General features: G+C 57.1%; 22 protein-coding genes, 5 tRNA genes and 2 pseudogenes. 14 read left to right on the top strand and 15 right to left on the bottom strand.

Annotated elements, in window-relative coordinates; all coding sequences use genetic code 11:
* The first annotated feature begins 102 nt into the window (after nt 1-102).
* Nucleotides 103-699, top strand: coding sequence for a hypothetical protein (locus IX761_RS08190; protein ID WP_194789098.1), 597 nt, complete (start codon nt 103-105; stop codon nt 697-699).
* 227 nt (nt 700-926) lie between these two features.
* Here IX761_RS08190 and IX761_RS08185 read toward each other — a convergent pair whose 3' ends face one another.
* Nucleotides 927-1157, bottom strand: coding sequence for a hypothetical protein (locus IX761_RS08185; RefSeq protein WP_194789097.1), 231 nt, complete (start codon nt 1155-1157; stop codon nt 927-929).
* A 1055-nt stretch (nt 1158-2212) separates the two neighbouring features.
* Between IX761_RS08185 and IX761_RS08175 the strand changes: the two genes are divergently transcribed.
* The 3 genes from IX761_RS08175 (at nt 2213) to IX761_RS08165 (ending at nt 5856) form a co-directional block, all read left to right on the top strand.
* Complete coding sequence (locus IX761_RS08175) at nt 2213-3139, top strand: patatin-like phospholipase family protein (RefSeq protein ID WP_194789096.1); 927 nt, start codon at nt 2213-2215, stop codon at nt 3137-3139.
* Nucleotides 3140-3153: 14 nt separating this feature from the next.
* Nucleotides 3154-4047, top strand: a complete 894-nt coding sequence (locus IX761_RS08170) for a nucleotidyltransferase (RefSeq protein ID WP_194789095.1) — start codon at nt 3154-3156, stop codon at nt 4045-4047.
* Nucleotides 4048-4110: 63 nt separating this feature from the next.
* Complete coding sequence (locus IX761_RS08165) at nt 4111-5856, top strand: hypothetical protein (RefSeq protein WP_194789094.1); 1746 nt, start codon at nt 4111-4113, stop codon at nt 5854-5856.
* A gap of 469 nt (nt 5857-6325) precedes the next feature.
* Here IX761_RS08165 and IX761_RS27535 read toward each other — a convergent pair whose 3' ends face one another.
* The 4 genes and pseudogenes from IX761_RS27535 to IX761_RS08145 all read right to left on the bottom strand — a co-directional run bounded on the left by IX761_RS27535 (nt 6326) and on the right by IX761_RS08145 (nt 9921).
* Nucleotides 6326-6607 (bottom strand): hypothetical protein, encoded by a 282-nt coding sequence (locus IX761_RS27535; RefSeq protein WP_416366764.1) that lies wholly within the window; start codon nt 6605-6607, stop codon nt 6326-6328.
* A 268-nt stretch (nt 6608-6875) separates the two neighbouring features.
* The gene (locus tag IX761_RS08155; protein WP_194789092.1) at nt 6876-7277 is read right to left on the bottom strand and encodes a hypothetical protein; all 402 of its coding nucleotides are present in this window, start codon (nt 7275-7277) and stop codon (nt 6876-6878) included.
* 547 nt (nt 7278-7824) lie between these two features.
* Nucleotides 7825-9631 (bottom strand): annotated as a pseudogene (locus IX761_RS08150) (DUF927 domain-containing protein); the annotation flags it as partial.
* 59 nt (nt 9632-9690) lie between these two features.
* Nucleotides 9691-9921, bottom strand: a complete 231-nt coding sequence (locus IX761_RS08145) for a hypothetical protein (RefSeq protein WP_194789091.1) — start codon at nt 9919-9921, stop codon at nt 9691-9693.
* A 605-nt stretch (nt 9922-10526) separates the two neighbouring features.
* Between IX761_RS08145 and IX761_RS08140 the strand changes: the two genes are divergently transcribed.
* Nucleotides 10527-10596 (top strand) — tRNA-Ile (locus IX761_RS08140).
* 50 nt (nt 10597-10646) lie between these two features.
* The gene (locus IX761_RS08135) at nt 10647-11537 is read left to right on the top strand and encodes a hypothetical protein (protein WP_194789090.1); all 891 of its coding nucleotides are present in this window, start codon (nt 10647-10649) and stop codon (nt 11535-11537) included.
* Nucleotides 11538-11638: 101 nt separating this feature from the next.
* On the opposite strand, the gene IX761_RS08130 is transcribed toward IX761_RS08135, so the two are convergent.
* The 5 genes and pseudogenes from IX761_RS08130 to IX761_RS08110 form a co-directional block, all read right to left on the bottom strand.
* Nucleotides 11639-12403: a restriction endonuclease gene (locus IX761_RS08130; protein ID WP_194789089.1), complete on the bottom strand. Its 765-nt coding sequence runs from the start codon at nt 12401-12403 to the stop codon at nt 11639-11641.
* A gap of 478 nt (nt 12404-12881) precedes the next feature.
* Nucleotides 12882-13293, bottom strand: a pseudogene (locus tag IX761_RS27100) (helix-turn-helix domain-containing protein); the annotation flags it as partial.
* Nucleotides 13294-13412: 119 nt separating this feature from the next.
* A complete protein-coding gene (locus IX761_RS08120) occupies nt 13413-14123 on the bottom strand; it encodes a hypothetical protein (protein ID WP_194789088.1) in 711 nt (236 codons plus the stop codon).
* Between the two features lie 146 nt (nt 14124-14269).
* Nucleotides 14270-14345 (bottom strand) — tRNA-Thr (locus IX761_RS08115).
* Nucleotides 14346-14403: 58 nt separating this feature from the next.
* The gene (locus tag IX761_RS08110; RefSeq protein ID WP_194789087.1) at nt 14404-14814 is read right to left on the bottom strand and encodes a pilin; all 411 of its coding nucleotides are present in this window, start codon (nt 14812-14814) and stop codon (nt 14404-14406) included.
* A gap of 217 nt (nt 14815-15031) precedes the next feature.
* Between IX761_RS08110 and IX761_RS08105 the strand changes: the two genes are divergently transcribed.
* From IX761_RS08105 to yacG, 4 genes are read left to right on the top strand one after another with little or no spacing between them, the layout of a single operon-like run.
* Nucleotides 15032-16240: a type II secretion system F family protein gene (locus tag IX761_RS08105; RefSeq protein WP_194789086.1), complete on the top strand. Its 1209-nt coding sequence runs from the start codon at nt 15032-15034 to the stop codon at nt 16238-16240.
* A 2-nt stretch (nt 16241-16242) separates the two neighbouring features.
* Entirely contained in the window at nt 16243-17109 is an 867-nt protein-coding gene (locus tag IX761_RS08100) for a prepilin peptidase (protein ID WP_194789085.1), read from the top strand.
* Nucleotides 17109-17732, top strand: coding sequence for a dephospho-CoA kinase (gene coaE, locus IX761_RS08095; protein ID WP_194789084.1), 624 nt, complete (start codon nt 17109-17111; stop codon nt 17730-17732). The genes IX761_RS08100 and coaE overlap by 1 nt, the downstream gene beginning before the upstream one ends.
* Nucleotides 17729-17929 (top strand): DNA gyrase inhibitor YacG, encoded by a 201-nt coding sequence (yacG, locus tag IX761_RS08090; protein ID WP_194789083.1) that lies wholly within the window; start codon nt 17729-17731, stop codon nt 17927-17929. Before coaE ends, yacG begins: the two co-directional genes overlap by 4 nt.
* A 153-nt stretch (nt 17930-18082) precedes the next feature.
* Here yacG and IX761_RS08085 read toward each other — a convergent pair whose 3' ends face one another.
* Complete coding sequence (locus tag IX761_RS08085) at nt 18083-18766, bottom strand: energy-coupling factor ABC transporter permease (RefSeq protein ID WP_194789082.1); 684 nt, start codon at nt 18764-18766, stop codon at nt 18083-18085.
* Between the two features lie 109 nt (nt 18767-18875).
* On the opposite strand from IX761_RS08085, the gene IX761_RS08080 reads away from it, so the two are divergent.
* From IX761_RS08080 to IX761_RS08065, 4 genes are all read left to right on the top strand, one after another.
* Nucleotides 18876-19307, top strand: coding sequence for a hypothetical protein (locus IX761_RS08080; protein ID WP_194789081.1), 432 nt, complete (start codon nt 18876-18878; stop codon nt 19305-19307).
* Between the two features lie 55 nt (nt 19308-19362).
* Complete coding sequence (locus tag IX761_RS08075) at nt 19363-19992, top strand: DUF1780 domain-containing protein (RefSeq protein ID WP_194789080.1); 630 nt, start codon at nt 19363-19365, stop codon at nt 19990-19992.
* Nucleotides 19993-20124: 132 nt separating this feature from the next.
* The gene (locus IX761_RS08070; protein ID WP_194789079.1) at nt 20125-20298 is read left to right on the top strand and encodes a DUF3094 family protein; all 174 of its coding nucleotides are present in this window, start codon (nt 20125-20127) and stop codon (nt 20296-20298) included.
* Between the two features lie 84 nt (nt 20299-20382).
* A complete protein-coding gene (locus tag IX761_RS08065; protein WP_194789078.1) occupies nt 20383-21678 on the top strand; it encodes an NAD(P)/FAD-dependent oxidoreductase in 1296 nt (431 codons plus the stop codon).
* Nucleotides 21679-21816: 138 nt separating this feature from the next.
* Here IX761_RS08065 and IX761_RS08060 read toward each other — a convergent pair whose 3' ends face one another.
* The 4 genes from IX761_RS08060 to IX761_RS08045 form a co-directional block, all read right to left on the bottom strand.
* Complete coding sequence (locus tag IX761_RS08060) at nt 21817-22353, bottom strand: dihydrofolate reductase family protein (protein WP_194789077.1); 537 nt, start codon at nt 22351-22353, stop codon at nt 21817-21819.
* A 102-nt stretch (nt 22354-22455) separates the two neighbouring features.
* Nucleotides 22456-22531, bottom strand: a tRNA-Lys gene (locus tag IX761_RS08055).
* Between the two features lie 6 nt (nt 22532-22537).
* Nucleotides 22538-22614 (bottom strand) — tRNA-Pro (locus IX761_RS08050).
* A gap of 4 nt (nt 22615-22618) precedes the next feature.
* A tRNA-Asn gene (locus IX761_RS08045) sits at nt 22619-22694 on the bottom strand.
* Nucleotides 22695-22700: the final 6 nt, after the last annotated feature.

Raw genomic sequence — 22700 nt, 5'->3', positions numbered from 1 at the left:
ATTGACATCGCACAACCGGCCGCTGATTCATCTACGTCTCAAAAGAAGGTATAAAGCGCCAGCGCTCTGCGACCCCGACGTCTGCAATAAGGAACCCCCTCCATGCTTCGGCTCACGATGCCAGCCCTGCTCCTGGCGCTTGCCGGCTGCGCCACCAAGCCCCCTGCCAACCCCGACAACCTCTGCGAGATCTTCCGCGAGAAACCGAAATGGCACGAGGCGGCGCTGAAGATGCAGGCGCGCTGGGGTGCGCCGGTGCAGGTGCCGATGGCGATGATGTACCAGGAGTCCTCGTTCAAGCACGACGCCCTGCCGCCGCGCTATTACTTCCTCGGTTTCATCCCCTGGGGCCGGGTCAGCACCGCCTACGGCTACGCCCAGGCCAAGGACGAGACCTGGGCCGACTACAAGCGCGAAGCCGGCGGCTGGGGCGCCGCCCGCGACGACTTCGCCGACGCCCTCGACTTCATGGGCTGGTACATGCAGAAGAGCCAGCGGGTGAATGGCGTGTCCAAGTGGGACGCCTTTGGCCAGTACCTGAATTACCACGAAGGCTGGGGCGGCTACCGCAACCGCAGCTATGACGCCAAGCCGTGGTTGGTGAACGTGTCGCAGAAGGTGCAGGCACGGGCGTCGGTGTTTGGGGCGCAGTATCGGAGTTGCGAGCAGGAGCTCGCGCGGGGTGGGTGGTTTTGGTAGGGCTGGCCGGGCAATGCGGGTGTGAATTAGACGTGCGCAAGTCAGCAACTATCTCCGACAATGCAAATCGTTATCTCTAAAATTTTTGCCTGAAGGCCCGAATACACTGGGCTGGCGGTGAATCGCGGTTGAGCATTATCTAGAAAGTAGCGATGGCGTAAGTAGAAACACTCGGCAGGAAGACGCCACGCGAGAGGGCCGCAAAGCGGCCCCTGTGACGCCAGGCATCAGCCTCCGATATGCCCCTCTTCGCTCATCACCTCCAGCTTGCCGAACTGCTCACTGGCCAAACGGCTGATGATCCGGATCGCCTGGTGGATCCCCGCCGTGTTGCGGAAGCTCAGTTGCGGGTTGTGTTCGCATTCCAGCACCTCGTCATGCTGGACCAGCGCCTCGCCGAGCAGTTCGAGGGTCCAGACGTAGCTTTGGATGGAAGACAGGCGTTCATGGTCAGTCATGGGGCACCTCCCGGTTGGCGCGGGTGGCGAGGGACTGGCTGTCGATCAGGTAGAAGGTTGGGGATGGGGTGGCCGCGGGGGTTGGGCGGCGGAGAGCGGATGCGAGGATCCTGCTCAGAATGCGAATAAGCATGCATGAGACTCCAAGTTTGAGATTGGAGCTACCACGATCCTTCCTACGGGATTGGGTGGCAGCTGTGCGTGGGGTAGGAATACCGGGAAACTTGGAACCCGGCCAGGCCGAAGCCTGCCCACGCACAGCCGCCATAACACATCGCGGCAGGCACAAAAAAAGCGCCAGCCGTTGTGATGGGGCGCCCAGTGCGTGCGCCAAGTTTACCAGCAGGTTCCTACACCTGGCCGCAGGTTTTGCTGCGACCTGAGGAATTTATCCCCAGAGCGGATCGGTTCGCAACAGGCCAAGTTGGAGGAAATTTCCTAAAATATTGAGTGAATGGGGATCTGGGAGGGAGCCAACACGGTAAACCCTCCATCTATCAGCAGTTCACCGGTTTACCAGTTCACTAAGCCAGTGAACAGGGTGCTAACAAAGAGCTGCGGGTTCCCCTTCCCGTGTACCGGCCAATCACCCGGGGTCCCCGGCCAGTTCGGGCAGTTCCGGGACTTGCCGCGCTGCTGGCCTTAGCACATTCTGGGGTGCGGGGTAGAGTAATCGTTAAAAATGGTGTTCTTGGTGTTCTTGGTGTTCCGTCTCGGCGGGAGGCCAGCAACGGCGGGGATTGCAGCCATGGAACACAATTGCATGGAAGGTGAAAGCGTGGTGTTCTGAACAGAAATAGTGTTCCGTGTAGGTAATTGCACTGACCTAACTAGTTGTTTGCTTCGGACTTGACGATCACGCTGGGTGTGCCCTGAATGGCAACGGCCGACTAAAAGCTGACGTCCACGAACGGCGAACGAGCTACACCCATTGAGCTCGAGCCAGAGGAAGGTTTCTCTCCCCAGTATCTGGCAGCAGTCGGGCTTGGGCCTAGTTTGGTAGGCTGTGTCAGTGCGCGAGCTAATATCAACCCCTGACACAGTGAAATCTAACCATGCTTGAAGACGATGGTGTCTATCGAATCCTTGCCTTAGACGGCGGAGGCGCCAAGGGCTTTTATACGCTCGGGGTCCTGAAAGAGATTGAAGCCATGTTGGGGTGCCCCCTTCATGAGCGGTTCGATTTAATCTTCGGAACGAGTACGGGAGCGATCATCGCTGCCCTAATCGCACTTGGCTACGGAGTAGATCAAATCCACGAGCTGTACAAATCGCATGTACCCAGAGTCATGGCATGCAGGGGAGCCTCTGCTAAAACCTCCGCTTTACGGAGCCTGGCTGAAGAGGTGTTCGGGAACAAGACCTTTGAAGACGTGCGGACCGGTCTCGGCATAGTTGCAACGCGGTGGGCCACCGAGAAGCCGATGATTTTTAAGGCTAGCGTCGCACAAGCGCACGGCCGCAAGGCGACTTTCAACCCAGGATTCGGCGTGAGCATCGCAGATGCCGTCCAGGCATCGTGTTCCGCATACCCGTTCTTCGAGCGGAAGATTGTCACGACCGCCGACGGGAACAAGATCGAGCTGATTGATGGCGGATACTGTGCAAACAACCCAACGCTCTTTGCGATTGCCGATGCGACAGCGGCCTTGAACAAGGACAGGAAGGATATCCGTGTCGTGAATGTTGGCGTCGGTATTTATCCGGAGCCGAAGCCGGGGCTACTGATGAAGATTGCGAAGAGGTGGCTCGCGGTCCAGTTGCTGCAAAAGACCCTGGAGATTAATACGCAATCGTTGGACCAACTGCGCGAGGTGTTGTTCAAAGACGTTGCAACGATACGGATAAGCGACACCTTCGAACGCCCTGAAATGGCAACGGATCTCATGGAGCACGACTTAGATAAACTGAATATGCTTCGCCAGTGTGGCAGTGAATCGTTCGCCACGCGCGAAGCGCAACTTAAAGAACTCCTACTCTGAGAGAACCAAGGAACATGGGAATTCCTGAGAGTCAACTCGACACCTGGTCCCATCAAGGCTCGGTCACGCAATCCGCTGCGACATACAATGCGATCAAGAGCGCGTTGGAGTCCACCACCGCCGAATACCATTCCAAGAATTTCAAGGTCTATCTTCAAGGTTCGTACGGCAACGACACCAATATCTTCGCTGAAAGCGATGTGGATGTCGTCATCCAGCTCGACGACGTTTACTTCAGCGACGTAACCTTACTGACGCAGACAGAAAAGGCAGCCTATGACCAAGCTTTCATTTCTGCGACCTATTCCTACGACCAGTATAGGAATGATGTAGTTAGGGCCCTCACCGATCGGTTTGGCACCGACGTCACGAGCGGTCAAAAAGCCATCGTGATAGCCGCGAACGGCAACCGCCGCAAGGCCGACGTTATAGCGGCGATGCAATTCCGTCGATACAGGGAATTCAGAAGCGCGTATGACTCAACGTACGACGAGGGAATCTGCTTTTTCACTCTCGACGGCCAACAGATCGTCAACTACCCCAAGCAGCACTCAGAAAATCTAACCACCAAGCACCAAGCTAGCAACGCGTGGCTGAAACCGATGATCCGCGTGGTGAAGAACATGCGAAGAAGGTTGGTCGCCGAGGGTCTTTTGAGTGCGGACGTTGCGCCTTCGTACTATCTCGAAGGGCTGCTCTACAACGTGCCTCCCGAAAAATTCGGACTGAGCTATGGGGACTGTTTCGTTAACGCAATCAACTGGATACAGTCCGAGGCCGATAAGAGCAAACTGGTTTGCGCGAACGAACAATATTACTTGATCTGGGAGGGCAGTCCAACTTCATGGGACCCGGTCAACGCGGAGGTTCTCCTCCAGGCTGTCATCAAACAATGGAATGAGTGGTGACTCTGTTCATTCTATCCGATGCGATTTCACGATTATTCGATCCAATTTAAAAGAGGCTGAAACATGAGCGGTCGCACAATCTACCTCTTCATGTGGGGCTATCAGGATAGCTACCGGATCAGTATTCAAAGTCTGGCGAGAGATGTTCTCTCCAAACTCGGAGTAATGGACGATGCCTACGCCCTGCTTGTAGGCGCACGCGCGCCCGGGAGTAGTAATTCCAACCCGGTCTGCGTCGAACCGGAAGACGGCCAATGGCCGCTGGCTCTCTTCGAGGGCTTGCTCGATGACGTGGAGTCGAAATATAAGGGGCATCGCTTACAGACTATGTTCTTCAGCGATAACGCCAGCATGAACGATAAGCCCGAATGGATGCGGCGCGACTCGGCGACAATGGCGGTTGCTAATGCGCTGAAATCCTACGACAAAGCAAACGAGGTAAAGTCATACTGCGGTCAGTCGAGGCTGATCGGGGAATACTACGTCGTCCCGGTCATACAAGTCCCGACATCTATCTTCACACAGTTTCCGCCTTTATCGCCGAGACCAGTAGAAACATCCGAAAGAAGTTATGGATACCGTAGCCTGATCGATGCAGCGATCTACGCCGTGCTCGAAGTAGCGACCGGGAAGCTTCAGGACCCAGAGCCTGGACGCTTCTTCCATGATGGCGTGAGGAGTGCGGAGGAAATTGTCCGCTTAGCGGCAGAGAAGTTCATGCATACCCCAGGCCTTTCGATAAGAAAGAGGTACATTGATACCGGTCTGCTCAAGACCCTCAATCTCGTCTCCTCTCTTCTCTATGAAGGCTCGAAAGGGATCGGCGACCTCGTAATCGTAGATCCCACAAACACAGCAGTCGACTTTGCCTTGAAATTTACCAGTCCCGTGCCGCTCCGCGAGCCACGCTGGGTCAGGAAAGTCCTTCAGATGGCTGCTACTGGTATCGGGATCATTACTGATTCCGAGAGCATCTACGGCCTAGGCAGGCTAAAGGAATCTCATGACCCTGCAGAGCAGGATGCGTTTATTGTCTCTTTCATTGATCACTATCACTGGGAGCTGCGTTGTGGCGAACAAATGCTGATACGAAGCCACTACGGCGTACCCAGACTTCCGCAGGAACCCTTCGACAAGATAGCCTTTCTCACCAGTTACTCGCGGATCTTCCCTAGATCCCTGCCAGAGGACGGGCTGCATGCGTGGAGTCTGCTGAAAGCACAGACCCACCTACAGCATGGCAGCATGATTGTGTTTGCGGAGGACGCGGCTAGCGAGGCAGAGCGACTCGGTAGGCAAGGCACGCCGATTACGCCAACAATCCTTACCGAAGAGTTGCTCCAAAGCGTCAGCAACATCGACGGAACGATAATCGTGGATCCCAGAGGGTATTGCCATGCTGTTGGTGTAATCCTGGACGGAAACGCAAGCGAGGATTGCATGCCATCAAGAGGGTCCCGATACAATTCTGGAGTAAGGTATGTGGGGCCCGAAGGCAGAAAAAGGCTGGCCATTATTGTCTCGGATGATCGCACTATAGACATCATCCCCGCGTTGAGACGATTAGTCAGTCGAACATTGATCGAACGACACATTGCTACCCTCGAATCCGCAAAGCTGGATAACTATCACGATTCTAGGCACTGGCTTGACAAACACCGCTTCTATATCACTCCAGAGCAGTGCGAGCGGATCAACACGGTGCTTTCCCACTTGGACAGTCTCCCAAGGGAGGTAGGCCTGCTCTACTTCGAGATCGATAGATTCGAGGCTCATCCAGATATGGACGAAAGTTACTTAGTCGGTTAATGACGGTTCGCGATGGGGCGATTCCTACCGGTCGAGGACACCAAGCGTGATAGTAAGATGCGATGCAAACGAGTGAGTGATGGCGCGGGCTAGGTGGTACACCGCACCAGCGCAAAAGGCAGGCCAGCAGGAGAAGGACGGAAATGTTTACCCCAAGCCGAATGACCCGGGCTGCTTACATCCTTTGTTCCAGTGACGTTTACGGCCAGGAGACTAAGGCCCAGTTCGGTCGTCACTTGGATCTAGCTCACACCCTTGGCCTTGCGGGCTAGCACGACCTCGATAGTCTCTGCCGCGTTGGGACGGCCAGCCTTTTTGGTGGTATGGGCCAAGCCTTCCTGGGTGTGCTCTTAGATATGGTCGCACTCAAATGCAGTGACAGCAGCCAGTACGGTCGTTTTTGATCCTAGTGCGAGTAGCTATTGGCGATTCAGCAACACAGTGCTAGCTTTAGGCTGACAAGTCGTCATCAATGAAAGGAGCTCAGACTATGGTTTGCGGGATTTACGAAGTGCATTTCCGATCCTCGATTCAAGACTTTGGAGATGGCTTGGTCGTAGTGAAGGAAGGAGCGGTGAACGGAGGCGACGCAAACTTCCTTTACACCGGCACTTTTGAGGGGCAAGGCAACAATGTCACAGCCGTCGTCAGCGTCGACAAGTGGAAACCAGGCAACACGTCTATCGTTGACATTGACCATTTCAAAATCGATTTTAACGGCACCATAACACACGAAGCGATCCAGCTTCATGGAACCGTTCAAGGTCAAGCCAACCTACAGATAACGGTCACAGGCCGGCGAGTTGGAGACGCGGCGTAAACATGTGTGCGAGCTATCACAGCTCGCACATCCTTCCTACTGCATTCACTCACGCAGCATTGGCCAGTCCACCACAATAGTTTGGTCGCACTCACAACATAGGCCAAAGCCTTAGTGCATATGGTTCAAAGCACAATCACCTAACATTCGGAGATGGTGCTTTGACCCGATAGCGGAGCTGAATTTTGACAGGTTAGAGCTAGATGCCTGTCAGCTGCTCAAGCTTTACATCGCTGCGCTGATTAACAATCCTACGATGAGAAATAAAATTATGCTTCTTCGGAAAAATGGCTGGAATATATAAATCAGTCAAACTATCGCCATACCCAAGTAGTTTCTCAGATGCTGAGACATGGGCTGCCAGAGTCGCCAGTTCATGTGCCGCCTTCTCAAAGCGGTCAGCCCAATAGAACCGGGCAGCCTGAAGAACCTTCGAGTTTAAACCGTTAAGCTCATCCTGCTTTTCTTGAATAGCATCATCAAGCTCTGAGAGCTGAGCACTAAGTGCCGACGAGACTGTATTGGCACCTTGAAGGGTCTGTTTAATTATGGCCAGCGCGTGAGATGCTTTCTGCAACAATCCCTCTGCCTGGCGCTTCAACCCGCTATCGTTCCCCCCATCGCCTGGGCGTAAGCTTGGGCGGCTTGATGTTCATCACGTTCTGCAGCTTCAAATTCGCGCTCGTGCTTCGCAACAAGACCTGCCTTTTTGGACTCCAGCGTCTCTCGCTTTTCGCGCAAGATTTTAATTTCGCTCTGAACCTTGGTTATATCTTTTCTTGCCTGCCGCACGTTTTCGGAGGCTTACTTTACACCCTCCTCCCAGCTAACCAAACCCTGGAGCCGGGGAATTTCTCGCGATAGCTCATCAATTTTAGCCTTAGCATTGGAGTAAGGCGCGATCTGATCCCGAGGATAGACAGGTCTTCCCTGACGGCTATTAGCGAATGTTTTCTCTGCCTCGTCAGCGACAGCTTTTAGCCGAGGTAGTTCTTTCTTCAAGTTTGCTAGTTCGGTTTGGCATTGTTTCAGCATAGACGAATTTGTGCTCATTTTGGACTTCAATAATTAAATTTAGTTAAGCGCAGGCGTAGCCAGGCCGATCCTACAAGTGGCCACGAATCTCCCGAATAGCTGAATGCTATTATTTAATCGCTAAGCAATACGTTTGAATTCACAACATAAACCCGCCCTTTCGGCATTCCGGGTAGTGTTACGGATTTGGCGGCTTTTCCGTCTCCGCTCGGCTCAAGTATTCCGCGCGCAACCAGTTCCCTGTTTACATTGCGCAAGTTCATCCCTTTGAAAACCTCATCGCGCCAAGTTGTGCCGAAAAAGTAATAGGTCACCGACGTATATAGAGAGTCACCAATGCCATGATCCATCGTCCTGCGAAAGCCAAGACGGTCTGCTGTACGTGGCGCATGGTCATCGGTCTTTGCGGCAATAGAATCCCATCGCGTTAAGCGACTTTCTCCATAGCGCTCCACCATGCCGCGCAGTCTGGCCACGATAGCGTCACCTTCCAGGTTTCCAGCACCGCCACGTTCAGCCAACCAAGCATCCAAGCAAACACGCGCGGATTGCAGCGCTAGACCGTCTGGCCATCCTGTAACGCCCAAGGCTGTGGCCAACTCACCCGCCGCCGCTGCCAGTCCGAAGCGAGTTGCGGCACGCTGTGCCTGGCCGCTGGCGCTGGCAGGTAATGCCTCAGTGGTAAACCGCTCCAGAGTGCTGCGCACCACGGCCGCATATGCCCGCAACTTGGCGGGCTCACAGAGGGCCGACAGGAAAGCCAGGGCCGGCGTGCCATAGCATCGGCTAACCCGGGCCTTGAGCGCATCCGAAAGCGCGGCGGCATCGTCGAAGCCATGCAGCTCTTCGAACAGCCCTAGCCCTTTGCTCGCGTCAGCCGGTACAGCAAGCAGTCGCACCTCCATACCGGCTTTCAATTCCTTGTTTGCCTCGGCCATGTGTTGCGCCAAGGTCTTTTCCCCGGTGGAGAGAAACAGCAAGCGCCACTCCTGAACTTGGCGCCCACTCATGCCACGATCATTGGCCCGCGCCTTACCGGTGCCGTTACCCAGCATGTAGACCGTTTCCCCAATGATCCGTGGGTCGCACATCCCGATCTCATCGAGCACCAGTAACCCGTCCGAGTGCGCCGCCGCGATGCTTTCCAGTGCGTTGTCTGTAGAGCGCCAGGAACGCACCAGACGTGGCCCCCTCAAACCGAGGCAGCCACCTGCAGGTGGGTGGTCTTCCCGCCCGAGCTATCGCCGTACAGGTGGAAACCGCCAGACTCATGCCCGAGTAAATGCAAAACCGCGCCAGCGAAAGCCACGCATACGACGAACGCCAGGCCGTTATTACCCACGCAAAGCGCACCGATTTGCCGCTGCCATTGTTCCAGTGTCCCCGCCGGAGTGATCGGCTGAAGCTGGGCAGCGGCTTCGTAGAAGTGCAGATATTCGGCGCTGGCACCGATCTGCCGATCTGCCGATCTGGCAGCAAGTAGGCATCCCCGTGCCAGCCCAGACGAGTGACCAGGCGAGCACGCTCAGCACTGTCATAGCCCTGCAAGTAGCTCTGTAGATCGTTGCGTGAATTGCGAGCAGTGCGCACGGGCGCCAGGCGCAGCCCCATATCAACCAGCGGCGCGAGCACTTCTTTGCCAAAGTCGCCCGCCATTGCCCTGGCCGGAATGTTGAGGCGCTTGTTGGCCCCATCCGGGTCATCAAACTCTACCAGCAGACCCCAGCCGTGGCCCTTTTCATCACGCGTGCGAGCCAATATCTCTAGCCGTGAACAAACCGGGCGTGCTTCGCCATCCTCACCGGCATAGAACACCCCATCCTTCGTGACACGGAAGCCGCTCGGGGCCGGGGCGGTTTTCTTCTCAGGTTGCGGCTTGGCCTGGCCAGTGATCTTGCTCTGCTTGGTGGGGGTGGCGGCAGGTAGGAGGGCGAATGTGCCGCGAAAGGGCCGCAAAGCGGCCCCAATATTCCGCAGCATCAATCTCCAGAAACACTCTCCTCCTTCATCGCCTCCAGCTTGCCGAACTGCTCACTGGCCAAACGGCTGATGATCCGGATCGCCTGGTGGATCCCTGCCGTGTTGCGGAAGCTCAGTTGCGGGTTGTGTTCGCACTCCAGCACCTCGTCATGCTGGACCAGTGCCTCGCCGAGCAGTTCGAGGGTCCAGACGTAGCTTTGGATGGAAGACAGGCGTTCATGGTCAGTCATGTGGCACCTCCCGGTTGGCGCGGGTGGCGAGGGAGTGGCTGTCGATCAGGTAGAAGGTTGGGGACGGGGTGGCCGCGGGGGTTGGGCGGCGGAGAGCGGATGCGAGGATCCTGTACAGATTTGCGATGAGCATGCATGAGGTCCTTTTCGGTTGAAGCACCACACCATCGTCGCCAAACGAATAGGGTGGCAGCTGTACGCAGGTTGGCGAACCGAGGAAAAGGAACCCGGCAGACCCGAGGGTCTCCCACGCACAGCCGCCATTACACGGAACTGCGGACACAAAAAAAGCGCCTGCAATCGTGATCGGGGCGCCGTTGCGCCTTTTTCGGTCGGGTCGCCAAACCCGGTCGCGGAATTGGTCGCGACGAACAGACTTTATTCCTTTAAGACACCCAGAGCAAGGTTTCTGAAATGCAAGTAGATTGCTCATGGATATGAGCGGAAAAGCGATAAGTTAGGTAGCTCTAGGCAGGGGGAAGGCGTGAATCTTTCATTTTTTTGCACATCTGCTGAGAATAATTTCAGCCAAAAATCGCATCACACATGCATAATTCTCGCACAAGAGGGTTGCAATTCTTTGCCAGGTAGGGGATCATTACGCCGGGCATGTGGTGTAATGGTTAGCACGTCCTATTAATAATAGGAAGGTATCGGTTCGAGTCCGACATGCCAAAGAAATTTTCCGAGAAGATTTTTTTGGCATACGGACTGATTTATAAAATATGGCTAGCATTTTAAACAAACTGCTCCATTTCTTTTCAGGTGCTGAAATTGTTAGCTCTTCCTTGATGGCAACTCCATCTGCAGCAATTTCCAGCAGCGAAATAAATTCATCCGTCCCCTCAGATGAAACTAACACAGCTCATCTTGCCAGCTCTGGCACAATCTCCAAAGTCAAAGATTACCACGAAAAAAACTTTGAGCACGTCTCATCAGCACTAGAACACATCGGCAAACAGTTACGAAAAGTAATTCGCAAGGGCGACGAGCCTGACGAAATTACATTTACTCGATTGTACACTATGCTTTTAGGTGTCTGGTGTGAAGCTAGACTGCACAAGCTTCTCTATGAGAAAGGGGCATTTAGCGAGCACGAAAGAGCAAATATTTATAATGCAGGCTCGCTAGAAATTCGCTGGCAGCGCGCCCTTGACATAGGTCTCAAAAAGAATGCGTCATTGGCTATTGATGCTGAAATCACAATCTCCAGCGTTGGATTCGTAAGATTTAAAATTTACGAAGAAATCCACAGCTGGATTTCTGATCATTTTTCTCCTGCCATCACACTCAGGAACAAAGTCGCTCACGGCCAGTGGGTCAGCCCCTTCACAAACATGCAAGACACTTGGATCGATAGCAGCAGCTTTAAAATCTGCTCAAAATCCATAACAGCTTTAAAGAAAGAAAACCTGCAAACCACCTCATACAAGATAGATCTGCTAAAAGAGATCTCCATCACCATCAACAATCTCGCGGTAGACAGCAACATCTATCAAGTTGAGAACTTCGACGATAGATACAAAAAAATCTTTAATATAGTTGAAAAGATTAATACCGCTGATTACTCAGATTTCAAATCTAGAATTAGAGATAGCTTAAAAACCACCTCGTAGCTCCTTTTTTGCCGACTTTCTACGAGAGCTTATCTCTGCACTAATCATACGAAAAACCGATTCAGTAGATGGCAAAACTGAAAGCTCTACCCATCCATGCTTCAAACCATGAAGTTCCGCTCAAGCTCATTCACGGAGACTCTTACCGCGGAAATGGCGCCATTTGATTCTGGGGGAGCGTAGACGATAGCCAAGTTAATGCCCCCACCTTTAGCAAATCCAATTAATATCCTCAGTTTATATTGCGGCACCCCATAGACCGACCACAACTCTCGATCCTTGAGTTTGGAAAGATAAATTTCTGCGTACCTTTTCGATATAAACAATGGGATTGTAGGTAGACCGTTGGCTGGTGGAGCGTGATAGTTACCTGTACTGTGTTTATTCAGCTTATCGCTGCATTCAGCGATAACCCAAAAAGGCTCTCCAATTAAATCAGGTTCGTGCAACGCAGAGCTGATAATTTGGCGCCCTACTAACTCTGGGAGTGATGGTAGATCGTCTGCTGTGAGCAGCGATATATTATGTCTTGCCGCCACCTTCTCCACACCGGCCTGGTATCCAGATCGAGATACGACTATTCCGACAATATCATGCCCAATGTTTTTTATTTTTTGATGAAATTCGAGAATCTTTCCCTGGTCAACAGGACGCCTCCAATCTTTACACTCGATGGCTACTCTGTGACGGATGCCGACCTTAATAAATTCATAGTACACATCTATTTCATAACTATCGCCTGCTGGAAGTTTGAAAGTGGTCCGACGGGAGACTTGGGTCTTTTCACCCCGTAGGTTGAGTAGCGTGCTATATACGTACTGAACATAGCTCTCAAAATCCTTTCCCGTGTTTGTTTTGCTATACATTTTCATACCCTTGAGATTTGCTTCTGAGATCCCAGGGATATTTAATTAGGTTCTCAGAGGCAAATTTAATTTAGATCAATGACCAATCAGGAGTGGCATTGGCCTACCTGTAGAAAAATAAAGCATCCAGAAACCTTTCTACTTTACCGCTCGAAGCACTGCAGTCTAAATGATTGGAGCATCAACATCGTAGGTTAGTGTGACTTTCTTAGTAGAGATAGTAAGGTGTCTTGGGAGTATCATCAACAAAGCTTCCTCTGACGGCCGGAATAGAGATAAAAGGCTTATTTTTAGTGCTCCGGGCGTGGCGAAAAATACAGCCGGTGAAGACCCTCGAGATTCGAATAGTTCAAGTTGCAATAAGAATGACCTGAATACGTATTTAGGCATGCGCTCACGAACCATTCTTCAGGGTCTAAGCCCGCTTCATCACAAGCACTTTCTGCATGTTTTTTCGAATAGAAAAGGACATATTTGGCGGATTGATCCCAAACGCATGCCAGATACGCATGATGCTGGCAGATGATAGACCCGGCTCACGGCTCTTGCGTCGAGTATCCCAGTAACTGGAATACTCGGATTTACCCTGCAATACCTGATTTACCACTGCTGAACCAAGTCATCCGAAATAGTAAGAGGGCGACCATAGCGCGGCCCATTGTTCAAGCCCAGCAATCCCAAATTTGAGAAGAGCTAGTGCCAGCGTAATACGACATCCTTGCTGGTACCCAAGCGCTGCGCAATGTCGTTGCATGACTCGCCAGCCGCACAAGCAATGATTATCTCGGCGCGCAGGCGTAGGTCTTAGAAGCTTGCAGAGCTTTGCTCGACGTAACAGTTCCGCTTTTCCAGACTCAGAAAGCATAATAACAGTTGCTTGGTCGACCCATGTCGATACACAACTCTTGTTGAGTGATGACCTACAGAGCCTAATTCAAATTTTTAGCGGCACTTCTGACACACCATACTAGCCTTAAAATGTCAATTTATAACTTTACGTTTCGCACCATCAACACTCTAAGCTCTTGTCTCCGAGCTCAAATTTATTCCAGATATTATCCCTATTCGTATGACTATGCCGAATTCTGTAGGCCATGCCTTCAGCAGAAAACACCTCAAACTCCACACCGGTTACGTCTTCTTCTCTAAATCCTTCACTTTGAAATTCGTATTGATCTTTCGCAAAGGAAACCAGAATGAGAATTATTTCTCCAGGCCTTAAAACTGCTGGCAGTGCATCGGTATCCGCCTGCATAGAGCAATTTCCGAAAGTTATTGCTGCCTCCTTGATTGCGAATTGTACATTACCGGTATTGCAAAGAGTGTAATTGTATTCGTCGTTTAACTCGTCGTCACTCATCCCCATTGAGAACATAGAACCACAAAGAGCCTCGCGCGCAACGTATTGATGCTCATGAGCTTTCTTGCTCAAGATTAAATCTGCCTGAGTTACTTTTACCAGTTCCCTTTGCTGTTCTACTGAAAGGTTGAGCTCTTTTACCTGAAGCTTAACGGCCTCAGTATTCAGCTTCAATTCTTCTCCCTGTTGGAAATACCCAAAGACAAGCCACATTAGAGCAATGGGTGAAAAAAATCCTGCGAGAAAGTCACCTACCTCATTAGGTGACATTAGCTTATTTGATTGCAGGTTCAACCCGAAAAACACTGCACTAGCTAGAACCCAAAGTAATGTTAGCGTGAGTGGTATTTTATTTTTCATATGTCTTAAGGCTTCTGTTGGCTCCAGTTCGGCAGGCAGAGTAGCTTCGCACTTAGCAAACGAGGTAGGTGTAACGAAAAAACCCGCCAGAAGGCGGGTTTCACGGGGGTTCCAGAGATTTTGTTAGCCTTCGCTGGAACCTGAACTGGTGCCGGAGACAGGAATCGAACCTGCGACCTTCGCGTTACGAGTGCGCTGCTCTACCGACTGAGCTACACCGGCGTGTTGCGCAACGTACCACTGCCGTGTGCGTTACGCAAACCTCTGTTTCACCTCACTTTCATTGCGCCGTGCAGCCGTTCGGGGCGAGGTCTTCCTCGACGGTGGTGGTGCAGGCCCAGCCGGCCTGGGTGCGGCTGAGGGTGATGGCCTTGCCGAGTACGTTGGCGGGGGCCTGGGCCAGGGTGCAGGCGATGCTGGCGGTGCCGTCGGCGGCGTTGCCGGTGGCGACGATGGCGCAGTGGGCGGTGGTCGCCTGGCCGCCGAGGCTGGCGACGTCGGGGACGTTCTTGCCGTCGTTCAGGCGTACGTCCATCGGGGTCTTGAGGGCGGTGATCTCCAGCAGGCCGGCGGCGGCTTTGGCGCGGGCCTGGTGGTTGGTGTACATCGGGATGGCGATGGTCGCCAGGATGCCGATGATCGCAACGACGATCATCAGTTCGATCAGGGTAATGCCGCGTTGCCCTTTCATCAGCGGTAATCCTTTGCAATACGTGGAGGCGTGAGGGGCGCTGGCTGCGCCCCGGCCGGCAGCGGCGCAGTAGGCCTGAACCGACACCTTTTGTCACCCCTGCGTGGCAGGGCGTCATGTGCGTTGCACTACTCTAGTGACCGTCATGGAAACGCGCCCGCTGGCGGGCCCGGCAAGCTGTTACGGGGCTTGTCGCTCAACTGCAAAGGACTCTCGCATGCAAGCTTCCACTCGCCTCTACGCCTGGGAGGGCATCGATGCCTCGGGCGCTCATCAACAGGGCCAGCACGCGGGGCGCAGCCCGGCGTTCGTGCAGGCGTGGCTGCGGCGCCAGGGTATCCGGGCCACGTGGGTGCGGCCGGCGGGGGGCTGGCGCTGGCGTTGGCCGGCGCGCGCGGGCAAGGCGGATGCGCCGGGGTTCAGCCGGCAGCTGGCGACGCTTTTAACGGCGGGGGTGCCGTTGTTGCAGGCGTTCGAGGTGATGGCGCGCAGCACAGTGAACCCTGGCATGGCGGCATTGCTGGCGCGGTTGAAACAGGATGTGGCGGCGGGGCTGGGCTTGGCGGAGGCGTTGCAGCGGCATCCGGCGTGGTTCGATGCGCTGTACTGCAACCTGGTGCGGGTGGGTGAGCAGTCGGGCACGCTGGACCGGCAGCTGGAGCAGATGGCGGGCATGCTGGAAAAGCGCCAGGCGCTGCGGCAGAAGGTGCGCAAGGCGATGCTGTACCCGGCGCTGTTGCTGCTGACCGGGCTTGGGGTGGCGACGTTGCTGCTGCTGGAGGTGGTGCCGCGGTTCCAGAGCCTGTTCGCCAGTTTCGACAAGGCGTTGCCGGCGTTCACGCAATGGGTGATCGATTTATCCACAGGGCTGGGCAATCACTTGCTGTGGCTGGTGCTGTTGATAACGGCGCTGGTGCTGGGTGTGCGGGAGCTGTATCGGCGGCATATGCCGGCGCGCCTGTGGCTGTTGCGTGGGGTGCTGCGGGTGCCGGTGGTGGGGACTTTGTTGGGGCGGGCGGCGTTGGCGCGTTTCGCCCGCAGCCTGGGCACCGCTTATGCTGCGGGGGTGGCGCTGCTGGATGCGCTGCAGACCGTGGCGCCGGTGAGTGGCGACAGCCTGCACGAGCGGGCAATCCTGGCGCTGCGCCAGCGGGTGGCGAGCGGGCTGGGGCTGCAACAGGCAATGGAGCTGGACGGGCTGTTCCCGCCGCTGTTGCGCCAGCTGGTGGCGGTGGGGGAAGCCAGCGGCACGCTGGACCTGATGCTGGACAAAGCCGCGCTACATTATGAAGAGCAGGTCAGCCAGGGGCTGGAGCAGTTGACCACACTGCTGGAGCCGGCCATCGTGCTGGTGCTCGGGCTGCTGGTGGGGGGCCTGGTGGTGGCGATGTACCTACCGATCTTCCAGTTGGGTAGCCTGATCTGAACATGAATGCCTGGACCTTGATCGTCGATCATCCGCCTTTCTTCTACACCCTGGCCGTGGTGCTGGGGTTGCTGGTGGGCAGTTTTCTCAATGTGCTGGCCTACCGGCTGCCGATCATGCTCGAGCGCCAGTGGCAGCGGGAGGCGCAGGAGGTGCTGGGGCTGCCGGGGGCGGTGCACGAGCGCTTCGACTTGTGCTTGCCGGCCTCGCGCTGCCCGCTCTGCGAGCACAGGATCCGTGCGTGGGAGAACATTCCCCTGCTGAGTTACCTGGCGCTGCGTGGGCGTTGCTCGGCGTGCAAGGGGCGCATCAGTGTGCGCTACCCCTTGGTGGAATTGGCGTGTGCCCTGCTGTCGCTGCTGGTGGCGTGGCACTTCGGGCCGGGCGAGGCGGCGCTGGCAGTGCTGTTGCTGACCTGGGGGCTGATCGCCTTGAGCCTGATCGATGCCGAGCACCAGCTGCTGCCGGATGTGCTGGTGCTGCCGCTGTTGTGGCTGGGGCTGGTGGTCAACGCGTTCGGGCTGCTGGTGCCGCTGGCCGATGCGGTGTGGGGTGCGGTGGCGGGCTACTTGAGCCTGTGGTCGGTGTTCTGGGTGTTCAAGCTGCTGACCGGCAAGGACGGTATTGGCCAGGGCGATTTCAAGCTGCTGGCGATGCTGGGGGCCTGGGGCGGTTGGCAGATTTTGCCGCTGACACTGATGCTGGGGTCGCTGGCGGGGGCGCTGATCGGGCTGATATTGGTGCGTTTGCGCCGGGCGCAGCTGGGCGCTGCGCTGCCTTTCGGGCCTTATCTGGCCATTGCGGGCTGGATCGCGGTGCTCTGGGGTGATGAAATAGTCGCCTCTTACCTGCAACTGCTTGGAACCTGATGAGCACAGCGCCCTTCACCCCTTGGATTCTCGGTTTGACCGGCGGCATCGGCAGCGGCAAGAGCGCCGCAGCCGAACGTTTCGTCGAGCTGGGCGTGCACCTGGTCGACGCCGACCAGGCCGCGCGCTGGGTCGTCGAGCCGGGGCGCCCTGCCCTGGCCAGCATCGTCGAGCGCTTCGGCCCCGGCGTGCTGCTCGAAGACGGCCAGCTCGACCGTGGCGCCCTGCGCCAGCTGATCTTCGCCGACCCTGCGCAGCGGCAGTGGCTGGAGCAACTGCTGCACCCGCTGATCGGGCAGGAGATTTTCAGCTACCTGGCCAAGGCCGAGACGCCCTATGCGGTGTATGTCTCGCCGTTGCTGATCGAGTCGGGGCAGTACCAGAAGATCCAGCGGATCCTGGTGATCGATGCGCCGACCGAGTTGCAGGTGCAGCGCACGTTGTCCCGCGACAACACCAGCGCCGAACAGGTGCAGGCGATTCTCAAGGCCCAGCTGGCCCGGGAAGAGCGCCTGCGCCATGCCGATGATGTGGTGGTCAACGATCGTGACCTGCAAGCGCTGCACGATGAGATTGACCGCCTGCACCACTTTTACCTGACTTTGCGAGGAGGCCAGCCATGAGCCAGCCGATGACCGTTGAATGCCCGACTTGTGGGGCGCCTGTGGAATGGGGCGAGCAGAGCCCGTTCCGGCCGTTTTGCTCGGACCGGTGCAAGTTGATCGACTTGGGCGCCTGGGCGGCTGAAGAGCACAAGATTGCGGGGGCGCAAGAGTCTGAGGATGAGCTGTATTCGGGGGATCTGGAGCCGCGGCATTAAGTTGGGGTTCGGCGAATTGCTGATTGGCGGTTTGATGATCGGGGGCCGCTTTGCGGCCCTTTCGCGGCACAAGGCCGCTCCTACAGGAGATCGCGATCCGTTGTAGGAGCGGCCTTGTGCCGCGAAAGGGCTGCAGAGCAGCCCCAGAAAACATCAGCGCTCGTCATCCTTCCACGGCGCCTGCAAATACCGGGTGCGGTTGAACGTTTCCAGCCACTCCGGGCTGAACACCACCAAGGCACTGATCACCATGCCGTTGATGAACGCCTCGGGGAACATCATCAACCACAGGTAGCCAACGAAGTCGCTGAGCCATTCCGGCATGGCGAAACGTTCGTCCACCCACAGCAGCCCCAACCCGGCCATCAGGCACACCAGCACGGTCAGGGCGGCGGGGAAAAAACCACAACAGAAGATATAAACGAACAGGTTACGCGGCTGGGCGCGTTCGACCAGGATCGCGCATACCTCGGTGACCAGCACCGGCAAACCTATGATCAGCAGGCCGTTCACCCCCAGGGCGGCAAGCTCCTGGCGGCCGAGCAGCAACAGCCCGAGCTGGGCGAGAAAGCCACCGAGAATCGCCAGCGGCCAATCCAGCAGCAGCGTCACGGCAGTCATGCCGATGAAGTGGTAGGACACACCGGTGTCGAAATCGCGACGCACCAGCCACAGGGCGAACAGGCCGAACACCGTGCCGAACAGCAAATGCTGGCGGCGGGTGTCGGTGAACAGCTCGACCCAGCGGGTGCGGCTGGCGGCCCAGATCAGCAGGGGGATGTAACCGAGCCAGCCCAGGGTGAGGCTGGTGCTGGACAAGACCTGTGCGCTGATCACCTGGGCAATACCCCTGTAAGGCCTGTGGACAAACCTGAGTCTACACCCATTCTCCCTGTCGCCCGGTTGCTATAGGCTGGCGCTTCCATTCGCTGCAGGACGCGCCCCCATGCCCGACGGACTCAACCTGCCGCTGCTGCTCGGCGCGACGTTCAGCGCCATCGCCGGCGTGCTGCACCTGGCGGTGATCGCCGTGGGGCCGCGCTGGTACCGCTTGTTCGGCGCGGGCGAGCGCATGGCCCGGGCGGTGGAGCAAGGGCGCCATTACCCGGCACTGATCACCCTGGCGATCGCGACCGTGCTGCTGGTGTGGTCGGCCTATGCGCTGTCGGCAGCCGGGCTGATCCGGCCACTGCCGGCGCTGTTGCCGGTGATCTGCCTGATCACCTTGGTGTACCTGACCCGTGGCCTGCTGGGGCCGCTGCTGCTGGCCGGCACCGGGCGCAGCCGGCGCTTTATCGCGGTCAGTTCGGTGATCTGCCTGGGCGGCGGGTTGCTGCATTTGCTGGGGGTGGTTCAGCAATGGTTGCTGTTGGGCTGATTCCTGCGCACTAACAGCATCTTACCGTCATGGATTAGCGACTAAGCTTGTCCCCATGGACGACTCAGACTACCTGCGCCTGCTGACCATCCAGGCCGAACAAGCCAATGCATTCCTGTCCAATGCCCGCAAATGGGAGCGCGAGCGTTGGGTGTGCCAACGCCTGCTGCAAGGCTTGAACATCCCCTACCGCAGCGAGGACTTCACCCCGGCCGGGCAGGAACCGCCGGATGTGCTGTTTCGCGACGCGGCGTTCGAGGTGTTCTTCGTGCTCGACGAGGGGCGGCGGCTCAATGATGAATGGCGCGAGGAGCTGCAACGGCGGCGTAGCGCGTTCTCCCTGGCGCAGTTGGTGCGCCGCGAGCAGCGGCCCCGGCGGATACCCGCGCAGGAACTGCTGGCGCGCCTGGCACCGACGCTGCGCAAGAAATCGCACAACTACCGCGAACGCGGGCTGGACCTGGGCGAGCTGGACATCATCGCCTTCGCCAGCCTCAAGCGCGAAGTGCTGGACCTCAACAGCCATTTCCCGCCGCCCACCGAGTACCTGCGCCAGGGCTGGCGGTCGCTGTCGCTGGTGGGGCCGACCTTCGCCCGTGTGCTGTTCGCCCACCCCGACGCGCCGGATTTCCTGCGCGGCAACCTGGGGCGCAGCATCGTGTTCGACGTGGGCATCAGTCTTTGATCCAGTGCCGGGTGTCTTTGCGATCACGTACACTCGGCGCCAAGGATAGAAAGCATTATCATTCGTTCCACGCGTTTGCGTGAACGCTGTGGCGTACACGCAGTCACAAACGTCTATCTGACGAGGCCCACCATGACCAGCCGCCTGAATCCTGAAGATCAGCGTCGCGTCGATGAGTATCTGAGCGCCCCCCAGCATCAAGTCGAGCGCAAGCCTTTCCGGCCGTTGCTGCTCCTGTTGCTGGTGGTGGCCGTGACCATCGGTCTGGGCCTGTTGAGCCGCCTGCTGAGTGGACTGGTGCTATGAGCTGCCTTGCGCTCGCCCTCCCCTCGTGTCGGTTGCGGCCGGGCCTTGTGCCCACGAATTCCGTAAAACTTGTGAGATATCCCCATGACTCATCGCATCGTGATTGTCGGCGGCGGCGCCGGCGGCCTGGAACTGGCGACCCGCCTGGGTAAGACCCTGGGCAAGCGCAAACAGGCCGAGATCACCCTGGTTGATGCCAACCTGACGCACATCTGGAAGCCACTGCTGCACGAAGTGGCGGCCGGCTCGTTGAACTCCTCGGAAGACGAACTGAACTACGTGGCCCAGGCCAAGTGGAACCACTTCAACTTCCAGATGGGCCGCATGAGTGGCCTGGATCGCGAGATCAAGCAGATCCAGCTGGCCGCGACCCTCGACGACGACGGCCGTGAGCTGCTGCCTGCGCGCACCCTGGGCTACGACACCCTGGTGATCGCGGTGGGCAGCAACACCAACGACTTCGGCACCCTGGGCGCGGCGCAGCACTGCCTGTTCCTCGACAGCCGCAAGCAGGCCGAGCGCTTCCACCAGCAACTGCTCAACCACTACCTGCGCGCCCACGCAGGTGACGTGGCCAGCGAGCAGATCAGCGTGGCCATCGTCGGCGCCGGCGCCACTGGCGTGGAGCTGGCGGCCGAGCTGCACAACGCCGCCCATGAGCTGGCGGCCTATGGCCTGGACAAGATCCAGCCGAAAGACATGCATATCACCATCATCGAGGCAGGCCCGCGGGTGCTGCCCGCACTGCCCGAGCGTATCAGCGTGCCGGTGCACAAGACCCTGGAAAAACTCGGGGTGACGGTGATGACCAACGCGGCGGTCAGCGAAGTGACTGCCGATGGCCTGAAAACCGCTTCGGGCGAGGTGATCCAGGCCAGCCTGAAGGTGTGGGCGGCGGGCATTCGTGCGCCGGGCTTCCTCAAGGACATCGATGGCCTGGAGACCAACCGCATCAACCAGCTGGTGGTGCGCCCGACCCTGCAGACCACCCTGGACGACAATATCTTCGCCTTCGGCGACTGCGCCGCCTGCCCGCAGCCGGGCAGCGACCGCAACGTGCCGCCACGGGCCCAGGCCGCGCACCAGCAGGCGTCGTTGCTGGCCAAGAGCTTGAAGGCGCGGCTGGAGAACAAGCCGCTGCCGACCTACGAGTACAAGGATTACGGCTCGCTGGTGTCGCTGTCGCGGTTCTCGGCGGTGGGCAACCTGATGGGTAACCTGATGGGCAGCGTGAAGCTGGAGGGCTGGTTGGCGCGGATGTTCTATGTGTCGCTGTACCGCATGCACCAGATGGCGCTGTACGGGACCTTCCGCACCTTGATGCTGATGCTGGGGAGCAAGATTGGGCGCGGGACCGAGCCTCGTCTGAAGCTGCACTGAGGCTTCGAAATCCTGGGGCTGCTTTGCAGCCCTTTCCGACCGGTCCGGCGCCCCGGCAAGGCCGCTCCTACAGGAGATCGCGTTCCCCCTGTAGGAGCGGCCTTGTGCCGCGAAAGGGCCGCAAGGCGGCCCCAAGCTTTATCTGACCACGCGATACGTGCTCTGCACGAACCCACTCTCGTAACTGGTCGTCTTCATGTGCTGCAACAGCACATCCTTCGCCAGCTCGCCGAACAGCGGTATCCCCTGCCCCAGCAGCACGGGGATGCGGGTGATGGTCAGTTCGTTCACCCGCCCCTCCCGCAAGAACCCCTGAATCAGCTTGCCGCCGTCCAGGTACAGGCTTTTCGCGCCCGTGGCCTGCAAATGTTCGAGCAGTTCAGGGATGGGCCCAGGATGCAGTTCGACGTGTTCCGGCGCACTGGCGGGCAACTGCTGCAGGCTGTTGCTGACCACCACCACACGGGTGTCTGGATAAGGCCACTGACCGAAGGTCATGACCTTGTCGAAGGTGCCGCGCCCCATCACCAGCGTGTCCACGCCGGCCATGAACCCGGCGTAGCCATGGTCATCGGCTGACTCGGTGGCGCCCATCAGCCAATCGAGGCCGCCATCTTCACGGGCGATGAAGCCATCCAGGCTGGTGGCGATGAACACACTGGCTTTCAAAGGCATGGCGCGGCGCTCCTGCGGGCAAAGGCCACAGGTTAGCAAGGACGGGGGGATAAATCGCGGGCAAAAGAAAAAGGGCATCTCGGTCGAGATGCCCTTTTTACATGGTGGGTCGTGTAGGATTCGAACCTACGACCAATTGGTTAAAAGCCAACTGCTCTACCAACTGAGCTAACGACCCGGAAAATGGTCGGGGTGAGGGGATTCGAACTCCTGACATCCTGCTCCCAAAGCAGGCGCGCTACCGGACTGCGCTACACCCCGAGATTGGCTCCGCGACCTGGACTCGAACCAGGGACCCAATGATTAACAGTCATTTGCTCTACCGACTGAGCTATCGCGGAACTGAA

Source organism: Pseudomonas sp. UFMG81, from assembly GCF_015354575.1.
In the GTDB taxonomy this organism is placed as follows: domain Bacteria; phylum Pseudomonadota; class Gammaproteobacteria; order Pseudomonadales; family Pseudomonadaceae; genus Aquipseudomonas.
This window is presented reverse-complemented; position numbering and strand designations above follow the sequence as displayed.

Excerpts from the sequence above, each read along its gene's own strand:
- IX761_RS08190 (WP_194789098.1), top strand. The coding sequence starts at position 103 with ATGCTTCGGCTCACGATGCCAGCCCTGCTCCTGGCGCTTGCCGGCTGC.
- IX761_RS08185 (WP_194789097.1), bottom strand. The coding sequence starts at position 1,157 with ATGACTGACCATGAACGCCTGTCTTCCATCCAAAGCTACGTCTGGACC.
- IX761_RS08175 (WP_194789096.1), top strand. The coding sequence starts at position 2,213 with ATGCTTGAAGACGATGGTGTCTATCGAATCCTTGCCTTAGACGGCGGA.
- IX761_RS08170 (WP_194789095.1), top strand. The coding sequence starts at position 3,154 with ATGGGAATTCCTGAGAGTCAACTCGACACCTGGTCCCATCAAGGCTCG.
- IX761_RS08165 (WP_194789094.1), top strand. The coding sequence starts at position 4,111 with ATGAGCGGTCGCACAATCTACCTCTTCATGTGGGGCTATCAGGATAGC.
- IX761_RS27535 (WP_416366764.1), bottom strand. The coding sequence starts at position 6,607 with ATGAAGCTGGATCGCTTCGTGTGTTATGGTGCCGTTAAAATCGATTTT.
- IX761_RS08145 (WP_194789091.1), bottom strand. The coding sequence starts at position 9,921 with ATGACTGACCATGAACGCCTGTCTTCCATCCAAAGCTACGTCTGGACC.
- IX761_RS08135 (WP_194789090.1), top strand. The coding sequence starts at position 10,647 with ATGGCTAGCATTTTAAACAAACTGCTCCATTTCTTTTCAGGTGCTGAA.
- IX761_RS08130 (WP_194789089.1), bottom strand. The coding sequence starts at position 12,403 with ATGTATAGCAAAACAAACACGGGAAAGGATTTTGAGAGCTATGTTCAG.
- IX761_RS08120 (WP_194789088.1), bottom strand. The coding sequence starts at position 14,123 with ATGAAAAATAAAATACCACTCACGCTAACATTACTTTGGGTTCTAGCT.
- IX761_RS08110 (WP_194789087.1), bottom strand. The coding sequence starts at position 14,814 with ATGAAAGGGCAACGCGGCATTACCCTGATCGAACTGATGATCGTCGTT.
- IX761_RS08105 (WP_194789086.1), top strand. The coding sequence starts at position 15,032 with ATGCAAGCTTCCACTCGCCTCTACGCCTGGGAGGGCATCGATGCCTCG.
- IX761_RS08100 (WP_194789085.1), top strand. The coding sequence starts at position 16,243 with ATGAATGCCTGGACCTTGATCGTCGATCATCCGCCTTTCTTCTACACC.
- coaE (WP_194789084.1), top strand. The coding sequence starts at position 17,109 with ATGAGCACAGCGCCCTTCACCCCTTGGATTCTCGGTTTGACCGGCGGC.
- yacG (WP_194789083.1), top strand. The coding sequence starts at position 17,729 with ATGAGCCAGCCGATGACCGTTGAATGCCCGACTTGTGGGGCGCCTGTG.
- IX761_RS08080 (WP_194789081.1), top strand. The coding sequence starts at position 18,876 with ATGCCCGACGGACTCAACCTGCCGCTGCTGCTCGGCGCGACGTTCAGC.
- IX761_RS08075 (WP_194789080.1), top strand. The coding sequence starts at position 19,363 with ATGGACGACTCAGACTACCTGCGCCTGCTGACCATCCAGGCCGAACAA.
- IX761_RS08070 (WP_194789079.1), top strand. The coding sequence starts at position 20,125 with ATGACCAGCCGCCTGAATCCTGAAGATCAGCGTCGCGTCGATGAGTAT.
- IX761_RS08065 (WP_194789078.1), top strand. The coding sequence starts at position 20,383 with ATGACTCATCGCATCGTGATTGTCGGCGGCGGCGCCGGCGGCCTGGAA.
- IX761_RS08060 (WP_194789077.1), bottom strand. The coding sequence starts at position 22,353 with ATGCCTTTGAAAGCCAGTGTGTTCATCGCCACCAGCCTGGATGGCTTC.